The sequence below is a fragment of the Paenibacillus dendrobii genome (genome assembly GCF_009807035.1).
Lineage (GTDB): Bacteria > Bacillota > Bacilli > Paenibacillales > Paenibacillaceae > Paenibacillus_AQ > Paenibacillus_AQ dendrobii.
Window position 1 is genome coordinate 615,132 of sequence record NZ_WUBI01000003.1, and the last position, 15,125, is coordinate 630,256.

The 15,125-nt window shown below is 51.2% G+C and carries 12 protein-coding genes; 4 read left to right on the forward strand and 8 right to left on the reverse strand.

From position 1 onward, the window contains the following. Window positions 1–110: 110 nt before the first annotated feature. Window positions 111–1,511, reverse strand: a complete 1,401-nt coding sequence (locus GRF59_RS20810; protein WP_237391941.1) for an ABC transporter substrate-binding protein — start codon at window positions 1,509–1,511, stop codon at window positions 111–113. A gap of 352 nt (window positions 1,512–1,863) precedes the next feature. Between GRF59_RS20810 and GRF59_RS20815 the strand changes: the two genes are divergently transcribed. From GRF59_RS20815 to GRF59_RS20825, 3 genes are all read left to right on the forward strand, one after another. Further along, window positions 1,864–3,516 carry a response regulator gene (locus GRF59_RS20815; protein WP_160499623.1) on the forward strand — a complete coding sequence of 551 codons (1,653 nt, stop codon included), beginning with the start codon at window positions 1,864–1,866 and terminating at the stop codon, window positions 3,514–3,516. A 32-nt stretch (window positions 3,517–3,548) separates the two neighbouring features. Further along, on the forward strand, window positions 3,549–5,321 hold the full coding sequence (locus GRF59_RS20820) for a cache domain-containing sensor histidine kinase (RefSeq protein ID WP_237391942.1): 1,773 nt from the start codon (window positions 3,549–3,551) through the stop codon (window positions 5,319–5,321). Window positions 5,322–5,438: 117 nt separating this feature from the next. Continuing rightward, complete coding sequence (locus tag GRF59_RS20825) at window positions 5,439–6,308, forward strand: hypothetical protein (protein ID WP_160499625.1); 870 nt, start codon at window positions 5,439–5,441, stop codon at window positions 6,306–6,308. A 135-nt stretch (window positions 6,309–6,443) separates the two neighbouring features. On the opposite strand, the gene GRF59_RS20830 is transcribed toward GRF59_RS20825, so the two are convergent. From GRF59_RS20830 to GRF59_RS20840, 3 genes are all read right to left on the reverse strand, one after another. Further along, on the reverse strand, window positions 6,444–7,805 hold the full coding sequence (locus GRF59_RS20830) for an FAD-dependent oxidoreductase (protein ID WP_160499626.1): 1,362 nt from the start codon (window positions 7,803–7,805) through the stop codon (window positions 6,444–6,446). Between the two features lie 431 nt (window positions 7,806–8,236). Continuing rightward, the gene (locus GRF59_RS20835; RefSeq protein ID WP_160499627.1) at window positions 8,237–10,393 is read right to left on the reverse strand and encodes an ATP-dependent Clp protease ATP-binding subunit; all 2,157 of its coding nucleotides are present in this window, start codon (window positions 10,391–10,393) and stop codon (window positions 8,237–8,239) included. Between the two features lie 348 nt (window positions 10,394–10,741). After that, window positions 10,742–11,080 carry a winged helix-turn-helix transcriptional regulator gene (locus GRF59_RS20840; protein ID WP_160499628.1) on the reverse strand — a complete coding sequence of 113 codons (339 nt, stop codon included), beginning with the start codon at window positions 11,078–11,080 and terminating at the stop codon, window positions 10,742–10,744. 351 nt (window positions 11,081–11,431) lie between these two features. Here GRF59_RS20840 and GRF59_RS20845 point away from each other — a divergent pair, with 351 nt between their 5' ends. Further along, window positions 11,432–12,094 carry a nitroreductase family protein gene (locus tag GRF59_RS20845; RefSeq protein ID WP_160499629.1) on the forward strand — a complete coding sequence of 221 codons (663 nt, stop codon included), beginning with the start codon at window positions 11,432–11,434 and terminating at the stop codon, window positions 12,092–12,094. Between the two features lie 70 nt (window positions 12,095–12,164). On the opposite strand, the gene GRF59_RS20850 is transcribed toward GRF59_RS20845, so the two are convergent. The 4 genes from GRF59_RS20850 to GRF59_RS20865 form a co-directional block, all read right to left on the reverse strand. Next, window positions 12,165–12,500, reverse strand: a complete 336-nt coding sequence (locus GRF59_RS20850; RefSeq protein ID WP_160499630.1) for a DUF3221 domain-containing protein — start codon at window positions 12,498–12,500, stop codon at window positions 12,165–12,167. Between the two features lie 144 nt (window positions 12,501–12,644). After that, window positions 12,645–12,923 carry a hypothetical protein gene (locus GRF59_RS20855; RefSeq protein WP_160499631.1) on the reverse strand — a complete coding sequence of 93 codons (279 nt, stop codon included), beginning with the start codon at window positions 12,921–12,923 and terminating at the stop codon, window positions 12,645–12,647. After that, window positions 12,920–13,252 carry a hypothetical protein gene (locus GRF59_RS20860; RefSeq protein ID WP_237391943.1) on the reverse strand — a complete coding sequence of 111 codons (333 nt, stop codon included), beginning with the start codon at window positions 13,250–13,252 and terminating at the stop codon, window positions 12,920–12,922. Before GRF59_RS20860 ends, GRF59_RS20855 begins: the two co-directional genes overlap by 4 nt. 162 nt (window positions 13,253–13,414) lie before the next feature. After that, window positions 13,415–15,073, reverse strand: a complete 1,659-nt coding sequence (locus GRF59_RS20865) for a DUF4091 domain-containing protein (protein WP_160499633.1) — start codon at window positions 15,071–15,073, stop codon at window positions 13,415–13,417. Between the last annotated feature and the right edge of the window lie 52 nt (window positions 15,074–15,125).

The following is a 15,125-nucleotide window of genomic DNA, read 5'->3' on the forward strand; positions in this document are numbered from 1 at the left end:
CTCCCCTACTTTCCCTATCTCTTGGTTGAACGGCTCTGCAACAATCCTGATTGAAAGAGTAGCGCACCATTCGGTGCGCTACCCCTGGCTCTTTCGGGTCGTTCATGTGGCTATTTGCCGGCTTCGGCCTTGGCCTTGGCGATGGCTTCATCCGCCTTCTGTGCGAATTCATCCAGTACTTCCTTGCCTGAGGCTTTGCCGAGCAGCACTCTTTGCAGTTCCGGGAACCAGAACGTACGCACTTCAGCGTAACCGTCTACGATGGTTGGCGGATTGGAATAGAACTCGCGGGCTTGCTCCGCATAAGTGTACTCCGGATCGTTATACAGTCCTGTAATGGAGCTGCGTGCAGACAAGCCGCCGGTTTGGATCAAGTCCTTCTTGCCCCATTCCGGATCATTCGCGATAAAGTCGATCAGTTTCTTGGAAGCGGCAATTTTGGCATCATTCCCATTGTTGAAAATAGCCATGCCGCCAAGGTAAGGCTCGAGCTTTGGCTTCGCGCCATCGATGGTTGGGAACGGCACAAGAACATCTTCGAATTCGGCTTTTTTAAGCGTTTGGTTCTGTGCTCGAAGTACAGGCGAGTAGTTCAGCGTAATCGCCAGCTTGCCTTGCAGGAACAGATCGTTAACGTCACCGCCAGTGAGGGATTCGGAGCCCGAAACGACCAGCTTATCCTTCACGCCTTGCCGGATCCAGTCCAGAGCAGCGCCAGCCTTGTCCGTGTTAATCGCTATTTTGGAATAATCGTCGTTCAGGAAGCTGGAGTTCCCCAGGTTGGCGATATAAGCGCGCGTACCTTGGTCTCCCGCCTGGCTCTTCGCAAAAAATCCGGATGGAATGATATCAGGTGCTTTTTCTTTGACAGCCTGCAGCGCTTTCTTATATTCGTCAAAGGTCCAGGTACGGTCCGGACGATCCAGCGGCAGCAAATCGAGAGCGCCGATTTTTTCGAATACGGTTTTGTTAACGCCCATCATGAATGGTGCGGTGTTAATTGGATACATGTAGGTTTTATCGCCGACCATGGACTGCTTCCAGAGCGCTTCCGGTACGTCCTTGCGGACCTCATCCGTCACCATGTCGTCCAGCGGAGCGAGCAGATCCTTTTTGGCCCAGTCCAGAATTCGTCCCGGGGCGTCATAGATGACGTCCGGCGCGGTATTCGATGCAATCGCGACATTCAGTTTTTCCGGGCCGGCTTCGAAAGTGATCATCTCCAGATTGACCTTGATCTCAGGGTATTTCTTGTTGAAGGCCTCGATGATCTGTTTCTCGTACTTGCCGACTTCCCCATCAAGCGCTTGAAAGCTCGGAAAGTTCCACCACGTGATTTCTACGGGCTTGGCCTCATCCTTTTTTGGCGTGTCCGTCGTTGTTTCTTTGTTGTCGGTGCCAGCAGGCTCCGTTGTTTTCGCCGTATCGGTTGTCGATCCGCAAGCAACGAGCTGGGTGCCGATCAGCGTGATGCCTAGGAGCGTCATCAACCCTTTTTTTACTGTTTTCATTTCTTACCCCCCTGAATGGTTTGAAATTATCTTGTATAGCGCTTACAAGTGTAATTATAGGGGCTTTGGACTCTTTTCTTGAATACCCTTATTTTTACTTTCATCCCTCAAAATTGACCCATATAGCAAACTCTTTTACGCCGCTTTTGAATTTCCAGATATTGTTTTTTATCTTCGAACAGCATCCGATACAATCGGAATAAACCTGAAGGATTCTTTAGAATCCTTCATAGATTCGCTCACCGATGTCACAAGACATGATCCAGTAGGAAGTCTTTCGACGTATTCTCTTTTAAAAGACAAACCGTATGCAGCGGAATCTTTTTCACAACGAATTACCGGGGGCTAAGCGATGTATAAATTGATGATTGTTGAGGACGAGCCGTTAATTCGCATGGGGCTTCAAAAGTATTTGGACTGGAAGGATCTAGGATTTCAGGAGATTGTGGAGGCTGAAAACGGGGCCGAAGGCGTCGACATTGCGCTGAAAGAGAAGCCTGACCTTATTATTACCGACATTCGGATGCCGCTGATGGATGGACTGGAAATGATCGGTTCGCTGCGTCATAAGCTGCCGGAGACGCTTTTTGTCATCTGGACCGGCTACAATGAGTTCGAATATGCCCAGGAGGCCATCCGTCTCGGCAATGTGTCTGCCTATCTGTTAAAGCCGCTTCAATACGAAGAAAGCCTGAAGACCATTCAAGACTGCGTAAAGAAATTGGAGAGTAAGCGCGAACAGGAGCACCTGGCTTCCGCCATGCAACATAATCTGGTGGAAAATATCCAGCTGAAGCGCAGCCATTTCGTTAAGCAGCTGCTGGAAGATGGGGAAGCATATTCAGATTCCAGACACCTTGCGGCCTTAATCGGAGTGGAAACCGCGAACCTGCTAATGCAGCCCTTCGTTCTATCCTATGTGCCTGAAACTGTGCCTTCGCCGCAGTCCAGAACCTGGTGGCGGCAAAACGCCGAGAAGCTGCTGGCATCCATGCTGCAGCAGTTCATACCTTCCATGGAACGTCAGCTTCTATTCAGCTACATTTCCCACAATAAAATGTATGCGTTTACAATTTTGGTTGAGGAAAACACGCCCCTCATCCTGTCACCTGGAATGCGGAGGGAAGCCGAATCCTTTCTCCGCAATGTGGCAGCGGGGCGCAGCATACAGTTGTACCTGGGTCAGGGAACGGCAACCTCTGACATCAAGACCCTTGCTTCCCTGCTTCAGCAAGCCGAGAACTCGCTTTTCGCCAGGTTTTCCGGGGATGGGCAGCATATGTATGAGTTACAGGCTGCTGCAGCCGACCCCATGAGGTCAGTCCTCATGCAGCTCGGAGACAAGGACAAAATGCAGCTGCTCTCTTGTCTGGAACACGGCGATATGAAGCAGCTGCAGCTACTTATGCGCCGCCTGGCTCAAGATCTCAAGTCCAAAGCCGGCCACATCCCCATGGAACAAAGTCTCGGTTTCATTCAAGAAGTCATTGCGACGGCGATCCGTTATGCGGGCAAGCATGGAATTAACATCGAAGAGATGTATCACCAGCGGCTGCTTTATTTCCGGTTCGTGGACGACTTTGATTCAATGCCCGTCATGTTTGATTGGCTTACCGACTGGATGATGCAGCTCCGTTCGGATGCCGGGCAGGCCGCCAAGAGCGACGGAAGCTTGGATACAGCCGTATTTGAGCAGATTGAAGCCTACATTCTCCAGCATATTGACCAGGAGATCACCCTTCAAATGGTTGCCGACCGTTTTTTCTACAATCCGTCTTATCTCAGCCGCCTATTCAAGATCAAGCTGAACAAAAATTACATGACTTTCGTGACCGAAATCCGTATTGCGTATGCCAAACGCTGCTTGGTGCAGTCCAAGGTTCCGATGACGGATGTGGCCCAGATGTGCGGTTACGCCAGTTATAAGCATTTTGTCAAAACCTTTCGAAAATTAACCGATATGACACCCTCCGATTACCGGAAGCAAATGGGGATGATGGATTGAAAAGCTCATTGTGGCTGCGCAAAATTTTTCATATGAGGCATCTCAACACGCAAATATTCGTCCTGATGATCCTGACGGTCACCATTCCGCTGCTGATCATCTCGGCCATCATCTACTCCGCCTCTTTGCAAACGGTTAAATCGGAATACACCAGCAGCTCCGACCTGATCTTGAAAAATTTATCCTTTAATATCGACCAATACCTGCAGAGCATTGAAAAAGGGACGCTTTACGCGCATATGGACGGGCAGCTGCAGAATGCGCTGGAAAAATGGATCCATAATCCGGATGACGACCAGAAGCTCTCCTCCCAGTACGTCATCCAGCATTTTATAGGTACGTTAGAAATGACGATCAAAAACGTCGACAGCGTGCAGATTTACGCCGGGCATCAGCTTTTCTATTCTGCCAACTTCAACCGCGCGGACCTGCATTATGAAAATTTCGAACAGGAGGATTGGTACCTCAAAACGCTCGAAAAAAAGGGTGGCATTGTCATCTTCGGCACGCATACCCCCTTCCACAAGATCGATACCAAAGAAAAGGTGATCTCGATCGCGAGGGTCATTAACAAAACCGGCGGCAAGCAGCCGCTTGGCGTCATGCTGGTGGACATCCGGCTGGATTCCCTGCGCGAAATTCTGAGCCTGTCCGAGAATACGAAGCGGAATTTTGCCATTACGGACCCATCAGGAGCCATTATTTATGCATCAAAAAACCCGGATTTTTCGAAGCCGATGCAAATCGACAGCCAAAAGTTCGAGCAGGTGCTGGGTCAGCAGACAGGCAGTTTTTACAGCTATTTCGAGGGCCATGATTCCTACTTCAACTTTGTCACCTCCCCTTATTCCGGCTGGAAGGTCATTCAATATACGAATGAGAAGGAAATGACCAAGGATTCCGCAATGCTCGGCCGGATCATTCTCTTCCTTGCTGTCGGCTCCATCGGTATGGCCATTCTTTTTCTGCTCATCATGCGGGCACGCGTAACGAAGCCGATTATTTTCCTGAAGCGCCAGGTGGAACGGGTCGGTATGGGCAATTTTGACGTGGACCTCGGAAGCAAACGGCAGGATGAATTCGGCGTGCTGTATCAGGGTCTGCGCAAAATGGTCGAGGAGCTGCAAGATTATATTGAACGCTCTTCCAAAGCCAAGGTACAGCAAAAGGTTGCGAGGCTGGGCGCCCTAAAGAGCCAGATTAATCCGCACTTTCTCGCCAATGCCCTGGAAACGGTGCAAATGAAGGCCATTTTGAACGACCAACGCGGAATCGGGGAGATGATCGGCACGCTGGGGCAGCTTTTCCGCATCCATACCAAGATGAGCAAGGATATCGTTTCGCTGGAACAGGAGCTGCAGCATATCCGGCTGTACATCAAGGTGCAGCAGATGCGTTTTGGAGAAAAAATCCGGTATTCCGAGCAGCTGGCGCCTCATACCGAGTCCTTGCAGGTCGTCCATTTTTCCTTGCAGCCGCTGGTGGAGAACGCCATTATTCACGGCCTCGAAAAGAAACCCGGCCACGGACTGCTGGAAGTATGCGCCGAGCTGCATGAGCACCAACTGCTTATCACCGTCCGTGACAACGGAGCGGGGATGAATCCGGAGCAGCTTGCTGCTCTGCGGCAACGGCTTGCCGACCATACCGATGCGGTGAATGATGATAATCATATCGGGCTGGTGAACGTCCAAGAACGGATTCATCTCTATTTTGGCACGCAATACGGCATGGCCATGGACAGCAGTCCCGTCACTGGCACGACGATTACGATCCGTCTCCCGGCCGTTCGGACAGGCTCATAAGGAGAACGTCCTTCAAAGGACCTCTACAATCAGTGAAATCAAACCCGGATAATATGTGTCATTTCGCATTCCCGTGAATAGGCTATATCATCACATTTGATCTGGAGGTTCTTTCACATGACGACTAGCTATCCCTACGGGCCTGGCTTCCAGCACATACATCCGGTTCCTTTTATGTATGATCCGTATCCTTATACATTCCGCAGTCCGTTTCCGCCATCCTTCTATTACTGGCCCTCACCGGAACGGGCCTATCCCTATATGGGATCTTATCCGGGATACGCGCCGTATCCGTCATATCCCGCCTACCCTTCTCCCTACCCCGGCATCTCCTATGCCGCACCGTACCAACCGCTGGATCCCAACCGGTTCGAGCCTACTCCCAAGGGGTTTCAAGTAAAGCTTCAACCTCAGCCGGAGAAGAAACCCGAAAATGTTCAACCCGAGAACTTGAAGGCAGAAAACCAACCGGGAGTGAAAATGAATACCGGCATTGAGGTCGGAGGCAAGCATGGTGCAGGTTTTCAAGCCACGACGCAGGTAGACAAACACGGTGTCAGCAATCAGGTCAGCAGCCATGTAGGTTCGGAAAACTACGGTTTGAATGTGCAAGGTGAAGCGAACCTGAACAACACGGCCAAGGGCTTTCAATTCGAGACCGGCAGCCAAGTCGGCGGCAAATACGGCATTCAGGCTCATGTAGAGGGCCATGCCGGCTTACAGCAGGGAATTGGTCTGAACACAGAGGCCCAGGTCGGCGGCGAGCATGGGATTGGTGCTCACGTGAAGAGCCAGTTGGGCGGCGGTCAAGGTGCTGAATTCAGCACCGGCGCATCCATTGGCGGAGACCATGGTCTAGGTGCCCATGCCGGTGCCCAAATGGGTGGCGGTCAGGGTGTGAGCCTCAAGCTCGGCGGGAATGTCGGCAGCCATGACGGACAGGTGGGCATCAATCTGGGCGGCAAAGAGAAGAAGCAGGCTGAGTAGACAGTCAGAAGCATCACCGGGAAGCAGGCTCGATTCTCTCAAGAATGCAGCAAAAAAAGGTCATCTGTGAAGATGACCTTTTTGGTATTTCGAAGGGACCTTTGTTGTATGAATCCTGTCCAGATGATTCAGCGATTAAGCATGCTGCAGCTGCTCTGTCTTAACCCCAGGCAGCGCCGCAATGCCTGCCGAATTCAGGAAGTTCCACGGCTTGTTGTAGTGCGGTTGGAAGAAGAAGTCCACAAAGGCGAGTTCATCAACGGTCATTTCGTTTTGAATGCATACCGACAGCGTGTTCATCGCCTGGGTTAAATCGACGGCCGACATGATCTGCGCCCCGAGAAGGCGACGGCTTTCTTTTTCATACACGACTTTGAGTGTCACCGTCTCTGCGGTAGGCATAAATTCCGGCCGGTAGGCATCCTCAATCGTAACGGCTTCCGCGCTCAGCTTCTCATCTGCGCAGGCTCCCTCGGTAAGGCCGGTCGAAGCCAAATTCAACTCATATATTTTCAGGCCGGACGTTCCTTGTGTACCCAGATACTTGGTCGTTTGCCGCATCAGGTTGCGGGCGACCAGCATCCCCATGCGTACCGCATTGGTCGCCAGCGGGATGTAGGCTGCCTTCCCTGTCGGATTATAACGTACCGCGCAGCTGTCGCCGGCGGCAAACACATCCTGCTTGCTCGTCTGCATGTATTCGTCGACGATGATCGCGCCGTTCGGCAGCATATCCACCTGACCCTTAAGCAGCTCCGTGTTCGGACGAAATCCGATACAAAGAATGACCAGATCCGTCTCGATTTCGCCTTTGCTGGTAATGACACGGCTTACCTTGCCATCCCGTCCTTCGAAAGCCTGCACCGTCTGGCCCAGCGCCAGCTCAATGCCTTTACCGCGGAATGCATCCTCGATCCGACTGCTGAATTCGGCGTCCAGGTACCGGTTCAAAATCCGATCCGCGCTGTCAATCAGCGTCACCTGTTTGCCGCTTTGCTGAAATGCTTCCACCAGCTCCACGCCGATGTAGCCTGCGCCGACCACCGTAATGTGATTCGCAGCCTTTGCCTTTTCGATGATGGTATTCGAATGCTCATAGTTTTTGCAGAGCAGGATATTGCCCAGTTCCATCCCGGCAAGCTTCGGTATAATCGGCCACGAACCCGTCGTGACGATGAGTTTGTCAAAAGTATCCGTAAAAGCTTCACCCGACGACAGGTTGCGGACCTGCAGCGTTTTGGCGTCCGTATCGACCGACAGAACCTCATGGCGCATATGCGTGACGACGCCCAAATCGGACAGCTGCTGCGGCGAAGAGTAGAAAAGTCCTTGCGGGTCCTGCACAACGCCGCCCACGTACAGGGCGATACCGCAAGATAAAAACGATACGTTATCGTTACGCTCGTAGACGGTGATCTGAGCTTCAGGATAAAGCTTTGCGGCGTTAACCACCGCTGCGGTTCCTGCATGAGTACATCCGATGACTGCGATTTTCATGAAAAATTCCTCCTTGGGTATCAAATCGAGTTGAATGAAAAATATGAGTAAGAAGAATTGAATGTTGTGCTTGAGGCCTTCGTGCCATTTGAATATTGGGGTTGGCCATTATTTAAGTGATCAGCGAATCGTTCTTGTCTTCCATTTCGTTTTTGTGATTTATTTCACATTTATAATATACTGTGATTTTTTTCACATTGCAAGAGGTTTGTAGTCTATTTTCGAAATTTGTTCATTTTTTCACAATATAAATAAGTCTCTTCATCTGTCCCGCCGTCATGAGCGTAAGCCTGATTACAATTGTGTGGCCTATTGCGGAAAATATAAAAAGCACCTCCCAAATGGCCATGCATCGAACCGGCGGGTTCTTCATGCTCCATTTGGAAAGGTGCGTTGCTAAGACATCATATTTAGTTATTCATTCGTAACCTTCAGCCTTTCATTACCTGAATGGCGTTATCCTGAACATCCACGTTGATGTGCGATACATTCTCGTCGTCCAGTACGAGATCGGTGATGCCGTCCTCCACGTACTGCTGGATGACGCGGCGCAGCGGACGGGCCCCGAATGCTGGGTTATAGCCGAGCTCGGACAGTTTCTTCTTCGCCTCATCGGTCACGCTGAGCGTAATGCCCTGTTCGCCCAAAGTGCTCACGATTTCATCGAGCATATGATCGACGATTTGGACCAAAACCTCTTCCTTCAGGGAAGCGAACGGAATGATTGCATCGAAACGATTCAGAAATTCGGGACGGAAGTACGCGCCCAGCGAATCCAGAATCGAGCTGGTCTGCACCGATTCGGCGGCTGAGAATCCGACGGTAATTTTCTTCTCCATAATGCCTGCGTTCGACGTCATGATGATGACCGTATCCTTGAAGCTTACGGTCCGTCCCTGGCTATCCGTCAGGCGGCCGTCATCCAGCACCTGCAGGAACATATTCTGCACGTCAGGATGCGCCTTCTCGATCTCATCGAGCAGGATGATGCTGTAAGGATTGCGGCGTACGCGCTCCGTCAGCTGGCCGGCTTCGTCATGACCGATATAACCTGGAGGCGAACCGATCAGCTTCGAAACCGAATGCTTCTCCATGTATTCGCTCATATCAAGCCGGATCATCGCATCTGCTTGGCCGAACAGCTCTTCGGCGAGCGACTTGGACAATTCGGTTTTACCGACGCCGGTCGGTCCGACGAACAGGAAGGATGCAATCGGTTTATTCTTCGGCTTGAGGCCTGCGCGGCTGCGGCGGACCGCTTTAGCCACCTTGTCGACCGCTTCGGTCTGGCCAATCACCTTTGTGCCGAGACGGACTGCAAGGTTTCTCATTTTATCCTGCTCATCCCGCTGCAGCTTGCCGACTGGAATGCCGGTCTTCCGTTCAATAATGTGCTGAATGTCTTCCACGCTAACTTCTGCCTGGGCTTCTGGCTGCCCTGCGGTATGCAGCTGGCTAAACAGCTCGTTCTCCTCGTCGCGCAGCTTGGCGGCGCGTTCGTAATTTTCGCTGCGTGTCGCTTGATCTTTCTCAGCCTTAACCTGCTCCAATCGAGCCTTAACCTGCCCCTGTCCGCTATCGGACATCCGCAGATTCAGTTTGGCGCCTGCTTCATCGAGCAGATCAATCGCTTTGTCCGGCAGGAAGCGGTCCTGAATATAGCGGTGTGACAACTGAACACAGGCTGCAATGGTCTCATCCGGATAACGAACACCATGGAATTCCTCGTATTTCGGACGCAGTCCGTTCAGAATCTCGATGGTTTCCTGCACATTCGGTTCATCGACCATGACAGGTTGGAACCGACGCTCCAGAGCGGCATCCTTCTCGATTTGACGGTATTCCTTCAGAGTCGTCGCACCAATCACCTGCAGTTCGCCCCGCGCCAGCACCGGTTTCAGGATGTTGCCTGCATCCATGGAGCCTTCGGCTGAGCCTGCACCCACTAACAGATGGATTTCGTCGATGAACAGCAAGATGTTCTCACGCTGCTGCAGTTCAGCAATCAATTGCTTGACCTTCTCTTCAAATTGGCCACGGATGCCAGTGCCGGCTACGAGCGAAGCCACATCCAGCGAATAGACTTCTTTATTCAGCAGCTTGGCAGGCACTTTGCCTTCCGTAATGCGAAGGGCAAGCCCTTCGGCGATCGCCGTTTTACCGACCCCCGGTTCACCAATCAGCACCGGGTTATTCTTGCTGCGGCGGTTCAAAATTTCGATGACGCGCTCGATCTCTTCGTCACGGCCGATCACGGCATCGATCTGGCCTGCCTTCGCCGCGTCGTTCAAGTTACGTCCCAGCTGATCCAGTATGCCGTTCCCGCCCTGGCCGCTGCGGCCGGGAGCCCGGGTGGCTGCACCATTCGCGCCATTTGCATCCTGATGGGATTGCGGCGGCTGCATGAAGCCTTTGAAAAATTCATCAATCGGCGACATGCCGGACGAGCCGAAGCCGGCGTGGAACGGAATTCCGCTGTTTATTTCTGCATAGCATTCCTTACATATATAAAGTCTCTCGGATTGTTGATTTACGGTTAGGCTAAGTCCTACGGTTGCTTCGTTATGATTACATTTTTGACAACGCATATTCATTGCCCCTTTCTTGTATAGCTGGATTATGGTTTGGTTTAGTACAAGGTATCTGCCTGCTAATACTGCTCCTATAAACACGGATACCGGCGTCCAGTCTAAGCTTGATCCGTCCGGTTTGACGTTTGATCAAATCTTTTGACTTTGACTTTCTTTGACTATTATTATAACGCATCCGTACGCCATGTCAACCCCTTTTGAAAATATATATTGAAAGTTTTCAGCAAAACAAAAAAACCACGCCCAGTCCCGTTATTACGGACTTAGACGCAGTTTTTTAACGTAATTCAGGATCAGCGATCCTGTATCTACTTGGATTCCGAAGCAAAGAACGAGGTTTCGCCATCAACCGAGCTTCGGATGTTCTCCCCAGTTTTCACCCCAAATGCGCAATTCCCGAAGCACGGGGATGTACGCCCTGCCTTTATCCGTTAGGGTGTACTCAACGGTTACAGGTCTGGTAGGGAAAACCTGGCGATTGATGACTTCATGCTGCTCCAAGTGGTGCAGGACATCCGTTAGAGACTTGATACTGATATGGTCTAAATTTCTTCGCATTTGATTAAAGCGCTGCGGACCCAGACTAAGTAAGGTAAGCACCAAAATAGACCATTTTCCGCGGACAACCTTCAAAGCTTCACGAATGGAAATGAGGCATAGTTCATCCTCTTTGCTTACATCCACTAAAATCACTCCTTACTATAATATATCTAGTCTATTTTATAGAGCTATATAAAAATAATGTGTCTACTTTAGATTATACATCTGATAATTTATAGTAACATTAAGACATATCTCACTGCTATGATTTAGCTTAAGCAGCGTTAGTCTTACAAAGCTTAGGAAGGAGACTTAGACATTGTTTCATATAGAGGGTACATGAAATTCTAATTACCAGGGCTGGCATTCGAAGACCGAAGGCCATATGAGCTCAAAACTGTAATCATTATGATATCAGTTAATAGTTCGTCTGCATTTTGTTTGAAGACATCTTGTGCCTGCATAGAGCACGGTAATCATGAGGAGGAGAATAGCATGTCCGTTGTACAATCGTCTCAAAAGGTGGAACAGCAGCAGTTCTTTAATGTGATTCAAGATCGGCGGTCCGTACGCTACTATCATTCTGAAGCAAAGATCCCGCGGGAGGAAATGAACGAAATCCTGCAGCAAGCTACACTATCTCCTTCAGGGGCCAATCTGCAACCGTGGCGGTTCCTCGTCATCGACTCACAGGAGCTGAAGCAAAAACTGTTTCCGATCGCCAACCAGCAGCAGCAAGTGATTGAGGCATCGGCTGTCATTGCGGTACTCGGAGATTTGGAAGGCTACACGTTGGCTGAGAAAATCTACGGAATGACAGTCGATGCGGGTTACATGCCTGAAGAGACAGCCAAATCATTCGTGGAACGCTATCAAGGGATGTTCGCGAGCATGCCTACAGAGACTGTTCTCCGAAAAGTATTGATTGACTGTGGATTGGTATCCATGCAGCTGATGCTTGTCGCCCACGCTAAAGGCTATGATACGGTCCCGATGGGCGGGTTTGACCAAGGTAAATTAACAGAAGCGTTCAATATTCCGGAGAGATACGCTCCTGTTATGCTCATCGCCATCGGCAAGGGGGCGAAGCCCGGACACCCGACGGTAAGATTGCCAATTGAGGATGTCGCTTTCTTTAACGAAATGCCTAAAGCATGAAATCATAACCTACGCTTGTAATGATGTGAATATCGTGTAAGAGAACGGCGAGGGTATCGTAAACCCTCGCCTACTTTATGTCGATATCGGCTCCCGCCTGCGCAGGATAAGATTCATCGATAGCCCCGTTCGCAATCCGAATCCCGACCTCGTCACCCACAGAAACGGCGTCGTAATCACCCTTTCCGACAGACAGCCAAATCGCATCGGGCTGAGCTTCCGCCAGGATATCGTTCAGCGGCGTTTCCGGCGCTGCCTGCTTGCGCACGACCAGCACCCTCCCGTTTTCTTTGGCCACGACATATCCGTGTTTGTGATCCCAGCGCCCTTCCGGTTCCGCAACCTTCGCTGCGGAGCAGCCCGTTATTAGCAGCAGTATAACGGCAAAGATCCAATGCTTGCGCATGTTCCTCCTCCTTCCATATACTCCTGTGACGGAAATGATCCTTATCATGTTGCGCTTTGCGCAAAAAAAGACATCTTATCGATGTCTTCTTCATCAATTGCGTTCAGGAAAAACCCGAAACGTTAACTGATCTCTCTTTCAACTCTATGGTTTCGGGCGCTGTGTATCGACCTTGATCTTCAGCAGCAGTGTTAAAGCATCCGTTGCCAGCATCTCCTTCAGGTCCAGGGGGTTATTCACGTCATAGGTCCGATAACCGCCGGACTTATTCTGGCGAAATACGGCCAAGGTGGCAGACTCCCCCGCTTTCAGCTCCAGCTCCTTATCCCCTATGACAGAGCCCATCATGGACGAAAGATCTTTATCGACGACACCGGGGACGTCAATGAGGCCCGTGCTGACTCCTGGGGCGTATAAAATCATGGACTTCTGCTCCCCGCCTTTTGTGACCATTCCCCAGCCCATCGCACCCTCGCTTGATCCGGAGGGGCGTTGCCGTAAGAGAGACGGATCAGCTGCGAATCCTGCATTTTTTCACCCTTTTTATAGCCCTCCACCCAAACCTCAAACCAGGTTGTATCCGCATGCGGCAGCCGCAGGTTATAATCGAATACGCTGCCGAGCGACAGGGTCTTGAACATATCCGAGTAGCTTGAGTCTTTCTGCGGCTGAATGACCGCCAGTGTGTCCACCTGCGGCTTCGAACCGGCGCACCCGGCGAGCTGCAGAGTCAGCAAGAACCAAGCCATCATCCGCTTTCATCCTCTTATCATGGCTCCCCCTTTGACGTTGAAAAGCTAATAAAACGCCCTTAACCTTGTAATAATTTGTATATATTGTAATTTTACTCATGGATATCATAAACCACGAACAACAAAAGAAGCATCCGCAGATGCCTCTCTTCAACCATTTTTTTATTTTTTCAGCATGACATGCTCTTTAATTTTTCCGTTCATCCATTCACGCTTGGACAGAAGCCAGTCAGCATTCTTGGGATAAACGCTGAAGGTGATCGGTTCGTCCAGCCCTTCGTCCAATGCCGCGAGAACCGCTTCTCGTCCGATCAGCTCCTCCAACAGCCTCATCGCCCGCAAATCCTGCAGTGCCTCCCTCAGCACCTCCATCCGAATCGATTCGATCGGACCGTTCTCGCCCGGATATACCAGGAAAGGATCCCCTGAAGGGAAAGCGCCCCCTGCGTCTGTGACGCGGAACGGGTCGATTACCTTTTTGGAATACTGCGTATACCAGAAGTTATAACCCCAGTGCAGGAATCCGGCCGCATCGTATTTGTACAATTGGTAGCCCAGAATCCGGTTCCGTGCGGATGGCATGCTGAAGAACCGGTTGGATACCTTCTTATACTGCGAGACACAGTAATACGTCCACAGCGGCGTTACCCCATTCTTCAAGAAAGGCTCGATGTGATCGTTGGCCGGGATCGGATTCTCCACCAGACCCTTTTCATAAAAATCATAATCCGACAGCGCGTCGATGATCGGGAATCCCTCGAGCAGGTCCTTAACGATATTGCGGGCACTTTCGTAAGAGTCCAGATGATCCAGCGTCGGCTCATCGGAAATATGGAAATAGCTGCGGCTTTCCAGCCCATTCTCCCGGATCCATTCCACTAGCTGCGGCAGGAATTGGTTCAGGAAGGCATGATAAGCTTCGCCCGACGCGTTGGTCTCCCAGCCGAAGATGCGCTTCGTTTCGCCGCCAACGGTTGCCATGATTTTCGGCGCGTGCTGAGCGCCCCACTGCGTGAACAGATGCGAGAATTCGAAATACTCGATGCCGCAGGCATCGCATAGATCGGTCCAGCGCTTCAGGCGGTCAAATCCGAAACGGTATTCGCCTTCGCCCGTCACCTCAACGTCCACCAACTGAACCGTCGGACGCTCGCCCCCGACTTCTGTATCAAGCGGCGGCGTGAACAATGGGGTCAGCAGCATGTTAACGCCATGGTCAACAGCGGTTTGTATGTACTGCCGAAGCAAATCCCAATGCTTTTCGTCGAAAGCTTCCGTATGGTAGTGCGTCGTCAGGCAGTCCGTATGGAACCACTCCGTATGGAGCAGCTGCTGTTTCGGCAGCGAGGCGCCGATGATCTCCAGCTCAAAGCGCTCCTCCGCCAACTGTTCGCCGGATACCGACTCAAAGCGAACCACGATCGGGTATACGCCGGGCTTCACCTCATTTTGCGGATTCACCGTGATCCATATCGAACGCCATTGCCCCGGATATGCACGCACGACGTCGCCGTCCAGCGGCAGCAGCGGATCCGGGTATAAGCCGGGTTTCGTCCGAAGCATGTTATCATCATGATCATGCTGCACAGGATACTCCGATGGCGCCAGGCCGACGCTGCGCAGCATAATCCGATTACCAAGGCCAGACTCCACGGTTACCTTAACCTCAGGAATAAGCTGCTGTGACCGATAGGCCACTTGATACGAGAACACCTCGTTCAACAGCGCGGCGCCCGAAGCCGCGGCGATCTCCGTCAATTCCTCATCAGAAAAAATTTTCACCAAAGAATGGACAATACGGGTCTCAAATACTTGCGTCATGAATTAAATCCTCCCTTCATATCTCACCACCCCGGCTTGAAGCCGGGTTTAT